Origin of the sequence: Paenibacillus sp. FSL R5-0810, assembly GCF_038002285.1 — a bacterium.
Lineage (GTDB): Bacteria > Bacillota > Bacilli > Paenibacillales > Paenibacillaceae > Paenibacillus_AQ > Paenibacillus_AQ lactis.
Genome location: NZ_JBBOCF010000001.1, coordinates 5,731,652 through 5,747,117, shown reverse-complemented (window position 1 = coordinate 5,747,117; position 15,466 = coordinate 5,731,652). Strand labels below are relative to the sequence as shown.

13 protein-coding genes are annotated in these 15,466 nt (G+C 55.6%); 2 read left to right on the top strand and 11 right to left on the bottom strand.

Translation table 11 applies throughout. The features are described from left to right. Positions 1-155: 155 nt before the first annotated feature. A complete protein-coding gene (locus MKX76_RS25410; protein WP_341034796.1) occupies positions 156-1,601 on the top strand; it encodes a VanW family protein in 1,446 nt (481 codons plus the stop codon). Between the two features lie 148 nt (positions 1,602-1,749). Here the strand turns inward: MKX76_RS25410 and MKX76_RS25405 are convergent, their stop codons facing one another. Next, positions 1,750-2,478 (bottom strand): polymer-forming cytoskeletal protein, encoded by a 729-nt coding sequence (locus tag MKX76_RS25405; RefSeq protein ID WP_028406896.1) that lies wholly within the window; start codon positions 2,476-2,478, stop codon positions 1,750-1,752. 375 nt (positions 2,479-2,853) lie between these two features. Between MKX76_RS25405 and MKX76_RS25400 the strand changes: the two genes are divergently transcribed. After that, entirely contained in the window at positions 2,854-3,630 is a 777-nt protein-coding gene (locus tag MKX76_RS25400; RefSeq protein ID WP_341034795.1) for an alpha/beta hydrolase, read from the top strand. A gap of 108 nt (positions 3,631-3,738) precedes the next feature. Here MKX76_RS25400 and argH read toward each other — a convergent pair whose 3' ends face one another. The 10 genes from argH to prfB all read right to left on the bottom strand — a co-directional run bounded on the left by argH (position 3,739) and on the right by prfB (position 15,388). After that, complete coding sequence (gene argH, locus MKX76_RS25395) at positions 3,739-5,154, bottom strand: argininosuccinate lyase (protein ID WP_028406894.1); 1,416 nt, start codon at positions 5,152-5,154, stop codon at positions 3,739-3,741. A gap of 203 nt (positions 5,155-5,357) precedes the next feature. Continuing rightward, positions 5,358-6,590 (bottom strand): argininosuccinate synthase, encoded by a 1,233-nt coding sequence (locus MKX76_RS25390; RefSeq protein ID WP_028406893.1) that lies wholly within the window; start codon positions 6,588-6,590, stop codon positions 5,358-5,360. Positions 6,591-6,746: 156 nt separating this feature from the next. Further along, complete coding sequence (gene argF / locus MKX76_RS25385; protein ID WP_210093982.1) at positions 6,747-7,703, bottom strand: ornithine carbamoyltransferase; 957 nt, start codon at positions 7,701-7,703, stop codon at positions 6,747-6,749. 51 nt (positions 7,704-7,754) lie between these two features. Continuing rightward, positions 7,755-8,993, bottom strand: coding sequence for an acetylornithine transaminase (locus tag MKX76_RS25380; RefSeq protein WP_341034794.1), 1,239 nt, complete (start codon positions 8,991-8,993; stop codon positions 7,755-7,757). A 193-nt stretch (positions 8,994-9,186) separates the two neighbouring features. Beyond that, a complete protein-coding gene (gene argB, locus MKX76_RS25375) occupies positions 9,187-9,993 on the bottom strand; it encodes an acetylglutamate kinase (protein ID WP_341035078.1) in 807 nt (268 codons plus the stop codon). Positions 9,994-10,053: 60 nt separating this feature from the next. After that, complete coding sequence (gene argJ, locus MKX76_RS25370; RefSeq protein WP_341034793.1) at positions 10,054-11,280, bottom strand: bifunctional glutamate N-acetyltransferase/amino-acid acetyltransferase ArgJ; 1,227 nt, start codon at positions 11,278-11,280, stop codon at positions 10,054-10,056. Positions 11,281-11,298: 18 nt separating this feature from the next. Then, entirely contained in the window at positions 11,299-12,351 is a 1,053-nt protein-coding gene (gene argC / locus MKX76_RS25365) for an N-acetyl-gamma-glutamyl-phosphate reductase (protein WP_341034792.1), read from the bottom strand. 205 nt (positions 12,352-12,556) lie between these two features. Beyond that, positions 12,557-13,132: a GNAT family N-acetyltransferase gene (locus MKX76_RS25360; protein ID WP_341034791.1), complete on the bottom strand. Its 576-nt coding sequence runs from the start codon at positions 13,130-13,132 to the stop codon at positions 12,557-12,559. A gap of 212 nt (positions 13,133-13,344) precedes the next feature. Next, the gene (locus MKX76_RS25355) at positions 13,345-14,250 is read right to left on the bottom strand and encodes a YitT family protein (protein ID WP_341034790.1); all 906 of its coding nucleotides are present in this window, start codon (positions 14,248-14,250) and stop codon (positions 13,345-13,347) included. A gap of 24 nt (positions 14,251-14,274) precedes the next feature. Then, positions 14,275-15,388 (bottom strand): peptide chain release factor 2 gene (gene prfB, locus MKX76_RS25350; RefSeq protein WP_100085298.1). Its coding sequence is split into 2 segments (ribosomal slippage): positions 14,275-15,315 and positions 15,317-15,388, totalling 1,113 coding nucleotides; the frame shifts between segments, so codons are not numbered across the junction. Positions 15,389-15,466: the final 78 nt, after the last annotated feature.

The window sequence follows — 15,466 nt, the reverse complement described above, 5'->3', positions numbered from 1 at the left end:
TGAATTCCTTTAAAATTCCTGAAAAATCCTCACAACACCACCTATTGTAACAAATTTGTTACCTTTTGAGTACCCGAAAGTTTATCCCCATCGTGACATATACATGAACAAGCGCATGAACGTCGGCCAATACGAAGTTAAGAGGGTGGTTTTGCATGAAAAAAATTCATCTTGGTCTCATCATTGTCAGCAGTTTGGTGCTGGTCCTCTCCGTAGGATTCGGCATGCTGACCCTGTACGTCAATCAGAAGGAGCTTCCTGAAGGGGTTATCGTGTCCGGATGGGATGTCGGCGGCAGGCCCGCCGATGAGGTGCTGGCCGAGCTCGATCAGCGGCTGGCTGCCCTGGCCGGCACGAAGGTCAAGCTGCAGGCGGCCATGCTGAAGGGGAAGACGGAGACGTTTACGCTGAAGGAGGCTGGAGTTCGATATGATGCGGAATCGTTCCGGGAGGCTGTAAGCAAGCTCCAGGACAACTCCGGCACCTTATGGGAACAGATGTGGTTCAGGCGAAACTTTCGGTCAGAATGGGAAATTTCCGCCGCGTGGAACCGGGACCTGCTGAAGAAGCGGCTTAATGAGGAATGGGAGAAGGAGCGATTCGGAGAGCCCGTCAATGCCGTGCGGAGCATTTCCGAGGATGATATCGTCAGATACATGCCGGAGAAGACTGCTTACCGCATCGATTGGGCCATGTTATATGATCGGCTGGGGGCAGCGCTGCCGGGCGACCTGTCGGCGGCCGGGAAGCAGGCGGGCACCGAGTTGGTGCTGGAATTGCCTCTAAACCTTGAGAAGCCCCCCGTGACCCTAGAGTCGCTTCAGGCGGAAGGCATAGCGCGCAAGATCGTCGAGTTCTCAACAAGCCTTGGAGCCAGCGGGCCCGGAAGGGTCCATAACGTAACGGCGGCGGCCAAGGCGGTAGACGGCATGATCTTGAAGCCGGGCGATGAATTCAATTATGGGCACGTCATCGATACCGCCAAGAAGGAATACGGCTTCAAGGAAGCGCCTGTTATCGTAAACGGCAAGCTCGTGCCGGGAATCGGCGGCGGCATCTGCCAAGTATCAAGCACGGTGTATCACGCCGCCCTCATGATCGGGCTTGACATCACCGAGCGCCGGAATCACTCTCTGCCGGTCAGCTATATGCCTAAGGGGCAGGATGCCACTTTTGCCGAAGGGGCGATTAACTTCCGCTTCCGCAATAACACCGGGAAGCATCTGCTCATTCTCTCCGAAGTATCGGACGATGCGCTGACGGTCAAAATGTTCGGAACCTTTCCCGAAGATACCGTCTATGAGCTGGAATCCTCGACGATCGAAACGCTGCCATCACCGGAAAAGATCATCCACAACAAAGCGCTGCCGCCAGGCTTCAAGCAGGTCATTCAGCAGGGCAAGCCCGGTTATGTAGTCGAAACATTCCGGACCAAAAAGGTGAACGGCAAGCTTGTGGAACGCGTTAAAATTTCCACGGATACGTACCGCGCCCAAGACAGCATCGTTGCCATCAATCCGACCCATGACGACGGGATGCCGGTACCTAACGAAACGCCTAAGGAAGAGGTGGTGGAAGACGGAATTACGGCCGCGCCTTAACATGCTGGACTAACTTCATGCGATACGCGTGACTCTTCTGTGCGTGCAGGGGATCTATAGACATAAAAAAAAGAACTGCCCCATAGTAGAAAATCTACTTATGGGGCAGTTCCCTAGCGTATGATTTCAGCATGCCCGTCTTGCCGGCTTAAAATCTGTGCGCCGTCCCGATCTCCGCCTCGGGATCCCGGCTCAGCTCATCCCGGAACTCGACCTGCCGCACCTTGCATCCCTTGCCGAGAATAACCCGGTTACCGCGAACCATATCGGCTTCAACGTATTCCAAATCCAGAACGTCTCCCTCAATTACCCGGGCCTCCAGCCTTGGCCCGCTTAAGGAGAACGACAGCATCTCCCACAGCCGCTTGCCCTTCCGGCGCACCGTTATCCGGTCGCCGATGACCTCCAGGGCCTTGCAGCGTCCAAATAGACGGATATCTCCGTTACCAAGATGCAGCCGGCCGCTGATGTTAAAGCTTCCTCTAAGCTCCGCCCATTCGCTCCGAACATCGCCATGTCCGCGGAGATTGCCGCTTAACGTGAGCCGTTCGGATTCCGAATCGCCATGAATGCTGCAGTGCCCCCCGATCTCGATGAAACGGCTGCGCAGCTGATCCTTCAGGTTCAAGTTGCCGGCCACATTTAGGCTTTCCGCCTCAACGGCCCCATGGACGGTGCCGGATCCGTTCACGCGAAGCTTCTGCGTCATCAAGGATCCGTTCACGCTCATATTCCCGTTCGCAACCAAGTCGACGCATTCGATATCGCCGTTGATTTGGCCCGAGCCGTCGATGCGAACTTTGCCGTACCGGCCGCCCGTTGCATTCCCGGTACCGGCAATTTTCAGATCGGACAGCTTCTCTTCATAGGGTATCATGGTAGTCCTCCTCCAATATATTACATAGGGTGAAATCACCTTATATAGTCGTTATAGTCGGTTATTATAAGTCGTCGAATGGTATCTTCATTCTATCGTTACATTAAGAATTCCACCCTTGTCGGCGGAATCCTCTGCCGGATCACAAAAGGAGCATCAGCTCTACGCTGGTGAGCTCCGTTCTCTTAGTAGATTATCACAACAGCATCCCTCGCTAAACCGCCTGATGGCTGAATCTTTCCTCGGTCTTGAGACCGAGGCGTTAAAAAGAATGGCCGGGAAATTTTACAGCTGCAGCCTGCTAAATTATGATATGATCCCATATGTAAACGCATTAGCTATTTCTGATCCTGATGATGAAAGGGGATACATACCATGGCTTTGATTCAATGTCATTTCTTCTCCGAAGTGCTTGGGCTCAGCACGTCCATGACCGTCATCTTGCCGCAGCAGACCTCCGCACAGATCGGCATGACCAATACGGCAGGCAGCGGCCTGCATCCAACGCTGTACCTTCTGCACGGCTTGTCCGATGACGATTCGATCTGGCTCCGCCGCACCTCTATTGAGCGCTATGTGGCCTCCATGGGATTAGCGGTCGTTATGCCGCAGGTACACCGCAGCTTCTATACCGACATGGAGCACGGCGGCAAATACTGGACCTTCATCAGCGAGGAGCTGCCGGCTCTCGCCCGCTCCTTCTTCCCGCTCTCCCATGTCAGGGAGGATAATTTTGTCGCCGGCCTGTCGATGGGCGGTTACGGTGCGTTCAAGCTCGGACTGCGCTGCCCGCAAACGTTCGCGGCGGCTGCAAGCCTGTCCGGTGCGCTTGATATGGTGAGCCGGATCGGCCCTGCCGAAGACCGGCATTATGACAACAGGCTCATCTACGGGGACCGCGACATTTCCGGAACGGACGACGACTTGCTGCATTTGGTGCGCAAGGTAGACGCCAGCGATGGACCGAAGCCGATGCTGTACCAGTGCTGCGGAACCGAGGACTTCCTGTATGAGGATAACCAGTCCTTCCGCCAGGTCTGCGAGCAGACCTCGCTGGACTACACCTATCAGGAAGGACCGGGCGGTCATGATTGGGGCTACTGGGACACCCATATTCAAGATGTGTTAAAGTGGCTCCCTCTGAAAAAGTAAACCCAAGTAAAAAAATGCACTCTTAAGAGAGGGCCCCTGCGGCTGCAGCCGGCGCTTTCGCTCCATGAGTGCATTTTTTCATTTATTGCATGTATTCAGCTGATGGGATTACTCCACATTGCCTTGCCGAAGGGCAAGCCACTCCTCGGTCGCCTGCAGCAGCTTCACGCTGCGCTCGATCGCATCCTTCACCTGAGCGGTTGCCGTGCCGCCGTATACGTTTCGGGCGTTAACCACCGTCTCCGGCTGCAGAACGCCGTAAATGCTGTCATCGAACAGCTCCGAGAACTGACGGAATTCCTCCAGCGTCAAGTCCAGCAAATATTTGTTATTCTGGATGCAGTACAGCACCGTTTTGCCGATCACCTCATGCGCCTGCCGGAACGGCAGTCCCTTGCCGACCAAGAAATCCGCAATATCCGTCGCATTCGAGAAGTCCGTATTCACCGCTTCGCGCATGCGTCCCTTGTTGACCTTCATCGTGGCAATCATCGGCGCGAACAGCTGCAGCGCTCCTTCCAGCGTGGCTACCGTATCGAACATGCCTTCCTTGTCCTCCTGCATGTCCTTGTTGTAAGCAAGCGGAAGCGACTTCAGCACGGTAAGCAGGCCCATCAGATTGCCGTATACGCGTCCGGTTTTGCCGCGAACCAGCTCCGGCACGTCCGGATTCTTCTTCTGCGGCATGATGCTGCTGCCGGTGCAGAATGCATCGTCAAGCTCAATGAAATTGAACTCCGTGCTGCTCCACAGCACCAGCTCTTCGCTTAGGCGGGACAGATGCATCATGATGATCGAGGCGTCCGCCAAAAATTCGAGAATGAAGTCGCGATCGCTGACCGCATCCAAGCTGTTCTCGTACACGCCGTCGAAGCCGAGCTGCTCGGCGACATAGTGCCGGTCGATCGGGAACGTCGTGCCGGCAAGCGCTCCGGCGCCCAGCGGCAAAATATTGATCCGTTTGTAGCTGTCGATCAGCCGGTCGATATCCCGCTGGAACATCGACACGTACGCCATCAGATGATGGGCGAACAGAATCGGCTGCGCGCGCTGCAGATGCGTATATCCCGGAATGATCGTATCCAGATTGTCCTTGGCCTGTCCGATCAGCGCCGTCTGAAGCTCATGCAGCATGCCGGTCAGTGCAACGACACGGTTGCGCAGGTACAGATGCATATCCGTCGCTACCTGGTCGTTCCGGCTTCGTCCGGTATGGAGTTTCCCGCCGACCGGCCCGACTTCCTCAATGAGATTTTTCTCGATATTCATATGAATGTCCTCGTCCGAAACCGAGAACTCGATGCTTCCTTCGCGGATGCGCTCAAGCACTTTATTCAAGCCCGCTTTGATCGTCTCCACATCCTCGACCGGCACGATGCCGCACTTGCCCAGCATGGATACATGCGCCAGACTGCCCTGGATGTCCTCCTCCGCCAGCTGCTTGTCAAAACCGATGGAAGCCGTGTACTCCTCCACCAACGCGTTGGTCTGCTTCGTAAAACGTCCGCCCCATAACTTGCTCACAACACTTGCCCCTCTCTGTTTGAAGGCAGAGGGCCGCTTCCCGCCGGGGATGGCAGCAAGAGCACCTGTTTAAAGGCTGCCCCTGTCCGCGAATCCCAAGCATGAAAACGGCCTTCAGCCCCTTCATTACTTGCATAGCTTTGCGTGGCTTACAATGCTTATCTTGCTTGCATTTTATAAAATGAACTTTTGAACTGGATTGCTTACTTATTCTGGTTTACGCCCGCCGCCACTTTCAGCCGCAGCGCGTTCAGGCGGATAAAGCCGGTAGCATCGCCTTGATCATAGGCTTGCGTTGGGTCGGCCTCCATCGTGGCGATATCCGGATTGTACAAGCTGACCGGGCTCTTCACGCCGGCGCCGATCACATTGCCCTTGTACAGCTTCACGCGCACCGTGCCGGTGACGTTCTTCTGGCTTTCCGTTACCAGGGCCTGCAGCGCCAAACGCTCCGGCGCAAACCAGAAGCCGTTGTATACGAGCGTGCTGTATCGGGTGATCAGGCTGTCGCGCAGGTTCATTACTTCGCGGTCCATGGTGATGGACTCCATTTTGCGATGGGCGGTGAACAGAATCGTTCCGCCTGGCGTCTCATAAACGCCGCGGCTCTTCATGCCGACGAAGCGGTTCTCCACCATGTCGACGCGGCCGATGCCGTGCTTGCCGCCAAGCTCGTTGAGCTTCTCCATCACCTGCAGCGGGCTCATCGCCTCGCCATTGAGGGCAACGACATTGCCCTGCTTGAATTCCAGCTCCAGGTATTCCGCCTCATCCGGCGCATCCTCAGGCGAAACGCTGAGCAGATACATGTCCTTGCTTGCCTCCGCGCTTGCGTCAAACCAAGGATCTTCCAGCACGCCGCTCTCGTAGCTGATATGAAGCAGGTTGCGGTCCATCGAATACGATTTCGCCGCAGAAGCCGTGACCGGAATGCCGTGCGCTTCCGCATATGCGATCATCTCGGCGCGTCCCGGGAAGGAGTTGCGGAACTCCTCAAGGCGCCATGGCGCAATTACATCAATGTCAGGAGCGAGTCCGGCTACGCCGAGCTCGAAGCGCACCTGGTCATTGCCCTTGCCCGTTGCCCCGTGAGCGATCGCCGTAGCGCCTTCCGCGCGTGCAATCTCCACCATGCGCTTGGCGATAAGGGGACGCGCGATGCTTGTTCCGAGCAGGTATTGCCCTTCATACATCGCTCCCGCTTGGAACATCGGGAAGATGAAATCTTTAGCGAACTCGTCGCGCAGGTCGTCGATATATACTTTGGAGGCGCCGGTAGCGAGCGCTTTTTCCTCCAGGCCGTCCAGCTCTTCTTTCTGGCCGATGTCCGCCGTGAACGCAATGATTTCAGCGTCATACGTTTCCTTGAGCCATTTGAGGATAACGGACGTATCCAGACCGCCGGAATACGCCAATACGATTTTTTGCTTTGCCATGGTTAAACTCCCTCTCCTTGTAACTAACAAATCCTATTCTTGCGTCTTTCACAAGCTAGACCAACAAACGGTCCAATCTTCGTATTTCAAGATTCGATGCCGAATTGCTCCTTGACTCACTTCATGACCCAAGGATGACTTTTTGAACAACCTCTATTATGCCATTAATGCTACCATTAACGCTTTTTGCGCATGCAGCCGGTTCTCGGCCTGATCGAAAATGACGGAGTTCGCGCCGTCGATCACGCCTTCGGAAACCTCCTCGCCCCGATGCGCCGGCAAACAGTGCAGGAACAAATAATCCGGCTTCGCCGCCTTGACCAGCTCCTCGTTCACCTGAAAATCCGCAAAGGCGGCCTCCCGTTCGGCTTGCTCCTCTTCAAAGCCCATGCTCGCCCATACATCGGTATAGATGACATCGGCATCCTTGGCAGCTTCGATCGGATCATGCGTGATCGTGATCTTTCCACCGGTTTGCGCTGCAATCTCTTCGCTCAGCTTCACAATGCCTTCATCCGGCATATAACCCTCAGGGCTCGCTACCGCCACATGCATGCCCATCTTGGCTCCGCCGATCAGCAGGGAATGCGCCATATTGTTGCCGTCCCCGATAAAGGCCATTTTCAACCCTTTCAGCTTGCCCTTATGCTCCAGCACCGTCTGCAGGTCAGCCAGCACCTGGCAAGGATGCGCCATGTCGCTCAAGCCGTTGATCACCGGAATGGATGCATGCTTCGCGAGGTTGATGACATTGTCGTGCCCGAAGGTACGGATCATGATGCCATCCAGATAACGGGACATGACCTGCGCCGTATCGCTGATCGGCTCCCCGCGTCCGAGCTGAATATCGTTCTTGCTCAAGAAGAGCGCATGGCCGCCCAATTGGAACATGCCGACCTCGAAGGAGACCCGGGTCCGTGTCGAGGATTTCTCGAAAATAAGTCCGAGCGTCTTCCCCTTTAACGGCTGGTACACCTCTCCGTTCTTCTGCTTACGCTTTAGCTCGATCGCCGAGTCCAGCAAAAACTGGATCTCCTCGGTGGAATACTCGTCCAATTCGATCATATCCCGGCCTTTCAAGCTGATTCCCTGTAGTTGTCCGCTAGCGGTCATCCCCTTGTCCTCCTTGCTGTTTGCTGTATTTTTCTATTGTATCATGACTTTCTATGCTTGGTTAACCGCCGTATGGGCATGAATGATATCGATAAGGATTGACACCGCCTGATCGATTTCCTCCCGTGTGACAAGCAAATTCGGAAGGAGGCGGATCACATTCGGGCCTGCGGTCACGAACAACAGTCCGCGGCGCTGCCCTTCCAGCACCAGCTCGCCGACCGGCTCCGCGCATTCAATGCCGATCAGAAGGCCTTTTCCGCGAATGCTTTTCACAAAAGGAATTCCCGCAAGCTTCTCTTGCAGCTGAGCCGTCAAGTATTCGCCCGCTTCCGCTGCGCGCTGAGGCACGTTGTCCTCCAGCATCGTCTCGATCGTAGCCGCCACCACTGCGCTTGCCAGCGGCGTACCGCCAAAGGTCGATCCATGGCTGCCTGCCGTAAAGGCATCGCGCAGATAGCCCTTCCCGAGCATCGCGCCGACCGGGAAGCCGGAGCCAAGCCCCTTGGCTACCGTGAAAATATCCGGCTCGATGCCGTAATGCTCATGGGCGAACAGCTTGCCGGTCCGGCCCATGCCGGTCTGTACCTCGTCAACGATGAGCAGCAGCCCGTGCTGCTTGCACAGCTCCGTGACGGCCTGTAAGAATTCCGGCTCGACCGGATGCACGCCGCCTTCGGCCTGCACCATCTCGATCATGATGGCCGTGGTGTTGTCGTTAATCGCCGCTTCCAGTGCCGGCAGGTCATGCAGCGGAACGCTCAGGAAGCCGGCAGGGAGCGGAAGGAAGCCTTCCTTCACCTTGTCTTGTCCCGTAGCGGTCAGCGTGGCCAGCGTCCGGCCGTGGAAAGACTGCGTAAAGGTAATGATCTCATAACGGCCGGTGCCCTTCACCTTCTGGTGATAGCGGCGAGCCAGCTTGATCGCGGCTTCGTTCGCCTCCGCACCGCTGTTGCAGAAGAAGACGGCATCCGCGCAGGTGTTTGCGGTCAGCAGCGCCGCTGCTTTTTCCTGTCCCGGAATATGAAACAGATTCGAGACGTGCCACAGCTCATCCAGCTGGGCCTTCAGCTTCTCCTTCACCTTAACCGGGGCATGCCCGAGATTGGTTACCGCAAGCCCGGCCATAAAGTCCAAATATTTATTGCCTTGGTCGTCCCACAACCAGCTGCCTTCCCCTTTGACGAGGCTGAGAGGGTATCTCGCATAGGTCTGAAACAATGAGCTCTCATGGCCTCCCGCTGCCGCATTAGCCGCTGCGCTTCCGCTTCCTTGTGCATCTTTCCCCATGACCTGTTACACTCCTTTACTTATGGCTTTGCTTAATTGAAGAAGTTGTTCAAAAAGCCGGCTTTTGATCACGAAGCCAATTAAGAAGTAAGCTCGGCATCGAATCTTGAATTCGGCCCGGTCTTCCGATCCTCAAGGGGTCTTACGAAGACCCGTTCTATGAATGCTTCAGCTATCCGTACGGTGTTGGCGGCTACATCCGAACAATGCGCGTCCCGAGCACTTCGCCTGCGACTACGCGGCTGAGTACATTCGGCTCGCTGCCGTCCACAATGACGACCTCGCGCACCTTGCCGTGAATGCAAGCAATGGCTGCCCTGACCTTCGGAATCATGCCGCCGTAGATTTCACCCGTACCGATCATATCCTCGATCTCCTGCACCGTAACGGTCGGCAGCACCCGCTTCTCGCCCCCCGCACTCTTCATGATGCCGGGCACGTCGGTTACGACGATCATCCGGGCTACGCCGAGATGAGAAGCGACTGCGCCTGCTGCTGTATCCGCGTTAATGTTGTAGCGCTGCCCTGATGCATCGACGCCGATCGGTGCTACAACGGGCATGTAGCCCATCTCCATCACGCCGTTAAGGATGGAGGACTTCACATGCGTGACATCACCAACCCAGCCGACCTCTGCGCTGTTCGCAACCGGCCGGGCTTCAATCAAACCGCCGTCGGAGCCGGACAGCCCGAGGGCCGAGCCGCCGACGCTCTGAATCCGGCGGACGATCTGTTTGTTGATCGTGCCGGCCAGCACCATCTCCACCACATCCAGCACGTCCTCCGTCGTCTTGCGCAGACCGTTCACGAACTCGGTCTCGATCCCCAGCTTCTCCAGGTTTCCGGAGATCGCTGGCCCGCCGCCATGCACAATCACCGGCTGAACCCCCTTCTCCTGCAGTCCCTTCAAATCCTCAAAGAAGCTGTCCGGTAGGGCGGCCAGCGTGCTGCCGCCGCACTTCATCACAAACATGTCTCCGCCCGCCTTCTTGCCGGGCATGGTCTCCTCCTGGTTCAACGTGCTGTTCACATCCGTCTCCTCCCGTCACTGCTTGAAGTATTATGTGCGGTAAGCCGCATTGATCCGTACATAGTCATAGGTTAAGTCGCAGCCCCAGGCGGTGGCTGATCCACTGCCAGTATGGAGCTTCACTTCGATATTCACCGTATCTCCCTGAAGATAGGCCAGTGCTGCATCCTCGTCAAAAGCCACTGGCCTTGACTGCTCCAGCACCGAAATCGGCCCAATCTTTATATCAACCGTCTCGGGATTGACCGGCCGGCCGGCTCGGCCTACGGCTGCAATGATACGCCCCCAGTTGGCATCGGCGCCGAACACCGCCGATTTGACCAGGCTGGAGCCGATAATCGTCTTCGCAATGGCCTGGGCGTCCACGTCGGTCTCCGCTCCGTCGACGTGGACCTCGATCAAATGCGTTGCCCCTTCGCCGTCCCGGGCAATCGCCATCGCGAGCATCCGGCACACATATTGAAAGCCGGAAGCAAAACCTTCCCAATCCGGGTGCGCCGGCGACAGCTCATCATGCCCGGCCAGACCGCTGGCCATGGCAATCAGCATATCGTTCGTGCTCGTGTCCCCATCAACGGTAATCATATTAAAGGTCAGATCGGTCGTCTGGCGAAGCAGCTGCTGCAGCGCTTCCTGCCCGATGACCGCATCGGTGGTGACGAAGCCGAGCATGGTTGCCATGTTCGGATGAATCATGCCGGAGCCTTTCGCCGAACCGGCTATCGTTACGTTCACCCCGCCGACCGAAACGGTTACGCAGGCTTCTTTTTTCACCAAATCCGTTGTCAGAATCGCTTGGTTAAAGGCTTCCGCTCCTTCGCGAGCGCCGCTCAGACGGCCCGGCAGGCCCTCTATGCCCGCAATCACGCGGTCCATCTTAAGCAGCTCGCCGATAACGCCTGTTGACGCCACCGCAACGTCGCTCTCCTCCACGCCAAACTCAGCGGCAGCCCGGGAACGCATCGTGTACGCATCCTCTTCACCTTGCTTGCCTGTGCACGCATTGGCATTCCCGCTGTTGACCACGATGGCGCGGAGCCTGCCGTCCGCAAGGCTTTCCCGCGTCACCTTCAGCGGAGCCGCTTGAAATACATTTGTCGTATAAACAGCTGCCGCAACAGCCGGCACCTCGCATACGATGGCGCCAAGATCGTGGCGGTCGGTCTTCTTCAGTCCGCAGTGGAGACCGGCAGCCTTGAAGCCTTTCGGCGTCACGATGGTGCCTTCCTCCAAAATCGCAAATAAGTTATCTCCCATGTCCATCTCCCCCGTCTGTTACGGATACACTGGCGTAAACGTAAGACCGAGGCTTTCCTCCCATCCCATCATCAGGTTCAAATTCTGGATTGCCTGCCCGGCAGCGCCCTTCACGACATTGTCGATCACCGATATGACGGTCAACCGGTTCGTTCGGGCATCCACCGCAAAGCCGATGTCGCAATAATTGGAGCCGCTAACCTCTTTCGTCGCCGGCCATACGCCGTTATCGCGAATGCGGACAAAAGAGCGATCTTTATAGTACTCGCGATACAATCCGATGAAGTCCTCTTCGGTATACGATCCCTTGAGCGTTGCATACATCGTGCTCATAATCCCGCGCGTCATCGGTACGAGATGAGTCGTAAAGGTGACGGTAACGGGCTCGCCCGATACTTGGCTGAGCACCTGCTCGATCTCCGGGATATGCTGATGCTTGTTGACCTTGTAGGCCTTGAAGTTTTCATTGATTTCCGCAAAATGCGTCATGAGGCTCGTTCCCCGTCCCGCCCCGGATACGCCGGACTTCGCGTCGATGATCAAGCTGGCCGGGTCAATCCAGCCGGCGTTAATCGCCGGGATCAGTCCAAGGAGCGTAGCGGTCGGGTAGCAGCCGGGATTCGAAATGAAATCGACGCCCTTCACTTCGTCTCCGAATACCTCGCACAAGCCGTATACGGCTTTTTCAAGAAGCTCGGACGAAGGGGCCGGATGCTTATACCACTGCTCGTAAGCAGTACCGTCCTTCAGCCTGAAATCGCCCGAGAGGTCGATAACCTTCAGCCCTGCCGCTAGGAGCTCCGGAACGAGCTTGGCGCTTACGCCGGAAGGCGTCGCCGTGAACACAAGATCCGCAGCCTGCGCAATCTCCGCAGGATCAACGCCATCCAGATTCTTCGCAACAATATTCGTCAAATGCGGGAATCCGTCCGATATCGGGACCCCGCTGCTCGATGATGAAATCACCGAAGTAATCTCGATGTAAGGATGCGCCTGCAGCAATCGGATCAGCTCCACGCCTCCATAACCGGTGGATCCTACAATGGCAACTCTCAGCTTGTTGTCTGTCATATCCTCATCCCTCTCCCACGGAACATCCGATAGACCGCAAGTGGAAAGGCGCCTGCTTGTAAGCGTCCTGATCGAGCGGTCTTATGCACGGTTGCATGATTCCAAATCCATTATCCGTCTCATAAATATGTATTATTATACGACTGTATTCATATAAATACAATGGATTCTCATAAATTGGCTGGAAATGGGTCAATCTCTCCCCCTATAAGTCGGACGCACGTTCATATTCTTCTTTTAATATCGAGAATACTTTGAGATTCCAATGCCGGTCCTTCACCTTCATCGCTTTGCGCAGTGTCCCCTCATAACGCATGCCGATCTTCTCCATGACGCGCTGGGAGCCGATATTGTCCTCGAAGCAGCGGGCTTGGACCCGAATCAGATCCATTTCGCCAAAGCCAAGCTTCAGGAGCGCGGAAGCCGCTTCGGTCATGATCCCCCGGCCCCAATATTCCCGAGCAAGCACATAGCCGATTTCTGCGCTTTGATGCTCAGGTCTCCACCATACAAAATCGACCGTGCCAATCAGCCTGCCGTTCTCCTTCAGTTCTATTCCCCAGGGTGCGATGTCGTGCTTGGCATATTGGGCTAATATGTATTGAATAAATCGCTTGCTGTCCTCAATCGAGCGATGAGTTTCCCATGTTACGTATTGGGCCACCTCATCATTTGAGGCATAGGCGTACATATCCTCCGCATCCCGCATCGATATTCTGCGCAAGCGCAGACGGTCGGTTTCTAGTTCGGGCAGGCTTGCATAGATCCGTTCAATCCCCATTTTTCGTAGCCTCCTCCAAGATATTAGTTTCCATTATAGGCGCTTCCCCGGAAAAATAAAGAAAAAATTCCCTTTTGTTATTTCGACTCCGCCTTTAGTTTCCAGGCTCCTGAATAGAACCTGTTACGGCCACGAACCGGCTCAAGGTAACAACCCATATCCATAAAAAAAGAACGGCGCTCATGCGCCGTTCTTGCATCATGTTATATGATTTAGGTTCTAATATTCCGAAAGCCTTCACCCAGCACCTCGTGTGCATTATGGATAATGACAAACGCATCCGGATCCACCGATTGGACCACCGTCTTCAGCCGGGGAATCTCGCTCTGGCCGACGACGACCATAAGAACGGTCCGGTGTTCGCCGGTATATCCGCCCTCAGCCGTCAGCTTGGTCAAGCCCCGGTCGAGATCCTCCAAAATCGCCTTCGTAATCGGCTCCGTATGATCGGAGATAATGTAAGCGACCTTGGTGAAGCTGAAGCCCAGCTCGATCGCATCAATCACCTTGCCCGTTACATATAATCCGATTAAGGCATACAGCGCTTGCTCCAATGACAGCACCATGGCTGCCGAAGAAATAACGATCGCATCCAGAATGACGATGCATAAGGAAAATGCAAGCCCGCTGTATTTATGCAGCAGCTGCGCGACAATGCTGAGTCCCCCTGTCGAGCCGCGGCCGCGGTAGACGAGCCCCATGCCGACGCCGACGCCGATCCCTCCATAAATGGAGGCGAGCAGCGGATTAGAGAGCGGAATTACCCAATCCTTGGTCAAAAACACGAATAGCGGCAACACCACGCTTCCCAGCAGGGAGCGGACGCCATATTCGCGGCCGATCAGCCCGAAGGCGAGAAACAGCAGCGGGATATTGAGCGCCCACTGCGTGAAAGCCGGTTCAATGCCAAGCCAAGCTTGGACAAGGACGGATAACCCGGACACGCCCCCCGAGGCAATATGGTTCGGCAGGAAAAACAGATTAAACGCCAGCGCCATAATAAAGGAGCCGGCGATAATAAAGATCGTATCGACGGTCTGACGGAGCGGACCGTTGATCGGAATGATAGGTTCCCGCCTTCTCTTGCTGGCGGATGGTTTACGAACGGACTGCGCCATGTTCTTCAAATCTCTCCTCGCGGCCTATTCGACTTCCTGTTTGATTTGACTGCGCAAATATCCGTCGATAAAAGCATCCAGGTCTCCGTCCATCACGGCGCCAACGTTCCCGGTCTCCACCTGGGTGCGATGGTCCTTCACCATGCTGTATGGATGGAACACGTACGAGCGGATCTGGCTGCCCCATGCGATTTCGGACTGCTCACCGCGGATTTCAGCCAGCTCCTTTTGCTGCTCCTCGATTTTGCGCTCATAGAGCTTGGAGCGGAGCATCGTCATCGCGCGCTCGCGGTTTTTGATCTGAGAGCGTTCGTTCTGGCATGTTACGACGACGCCAGTCGGAATATGCGTAATCCGTACAGCCGAGTCGGTCGTGTTGATATGCTGACCGCCCGCGCCGCTTGCGCGGTACGTATCGATCTTCAGATCCTCGGTCCGGATTTCCACCTCTACGTCATCGGTAATTTCCGGTACGACATCGCAGGATACGAACGACGTATGCCGGCGTCCCGAGGAATCGAAAGGCGAGATGCGCACGAGTCGGTGCACGCCTTTTTCCGCCTTCAGATAGCCGTATGCATTAAAGCCTTTAATCAAGAGCGTTACGCTCTTGATGCCTGCCTCATCCCCCGGCTGGTAGTCCAGCGTCTCCACCTTGAAGCCGCGTTTCTCGGCCCACCGGGTATACATCCGGTGCAGCATCTGGCCCCAGTCCTGCGACTCGGTACCGCCCGCGCCGGGATGCAGCTCGAGGATGGCATTCATTTTGTCATAAGGCTGATTCAGCAGCAGCTGGAGCTCAAACGCCTCCACGCGTCCGACCAGTTCCTTAATGGTATCCCCGATCTCGCCGGCCAAGGAATCGTCTCCCTCTTCATCCGCCAGCTCGATCATCACCACAGCATCGTCATAGTCCTGCTGCAGCTTCTGATATGAATCCACCGCGGATTTGACCGCATTCATCTCCGAGATAATGCCCTGAGCCTTCTCATTGTCGTCCCAAAAATCCGGAGCCGCCATCTTCTCCTCAAAATTCTCAATTAACTCCTGCTTGAGATCTAAGTCAAAGAGACCCCCTAAGATTGGTTAGTTTCTTGCTGATTTCACGCAGGTCCTGCTTTACGCTTGGATCGATCATAAGTCCTCGTCCTTTCTGTCTTTGCATCGTATCTTCTTCTAGTATACCCTCTCCGATCGGGAAATCGTTCCATTCGGA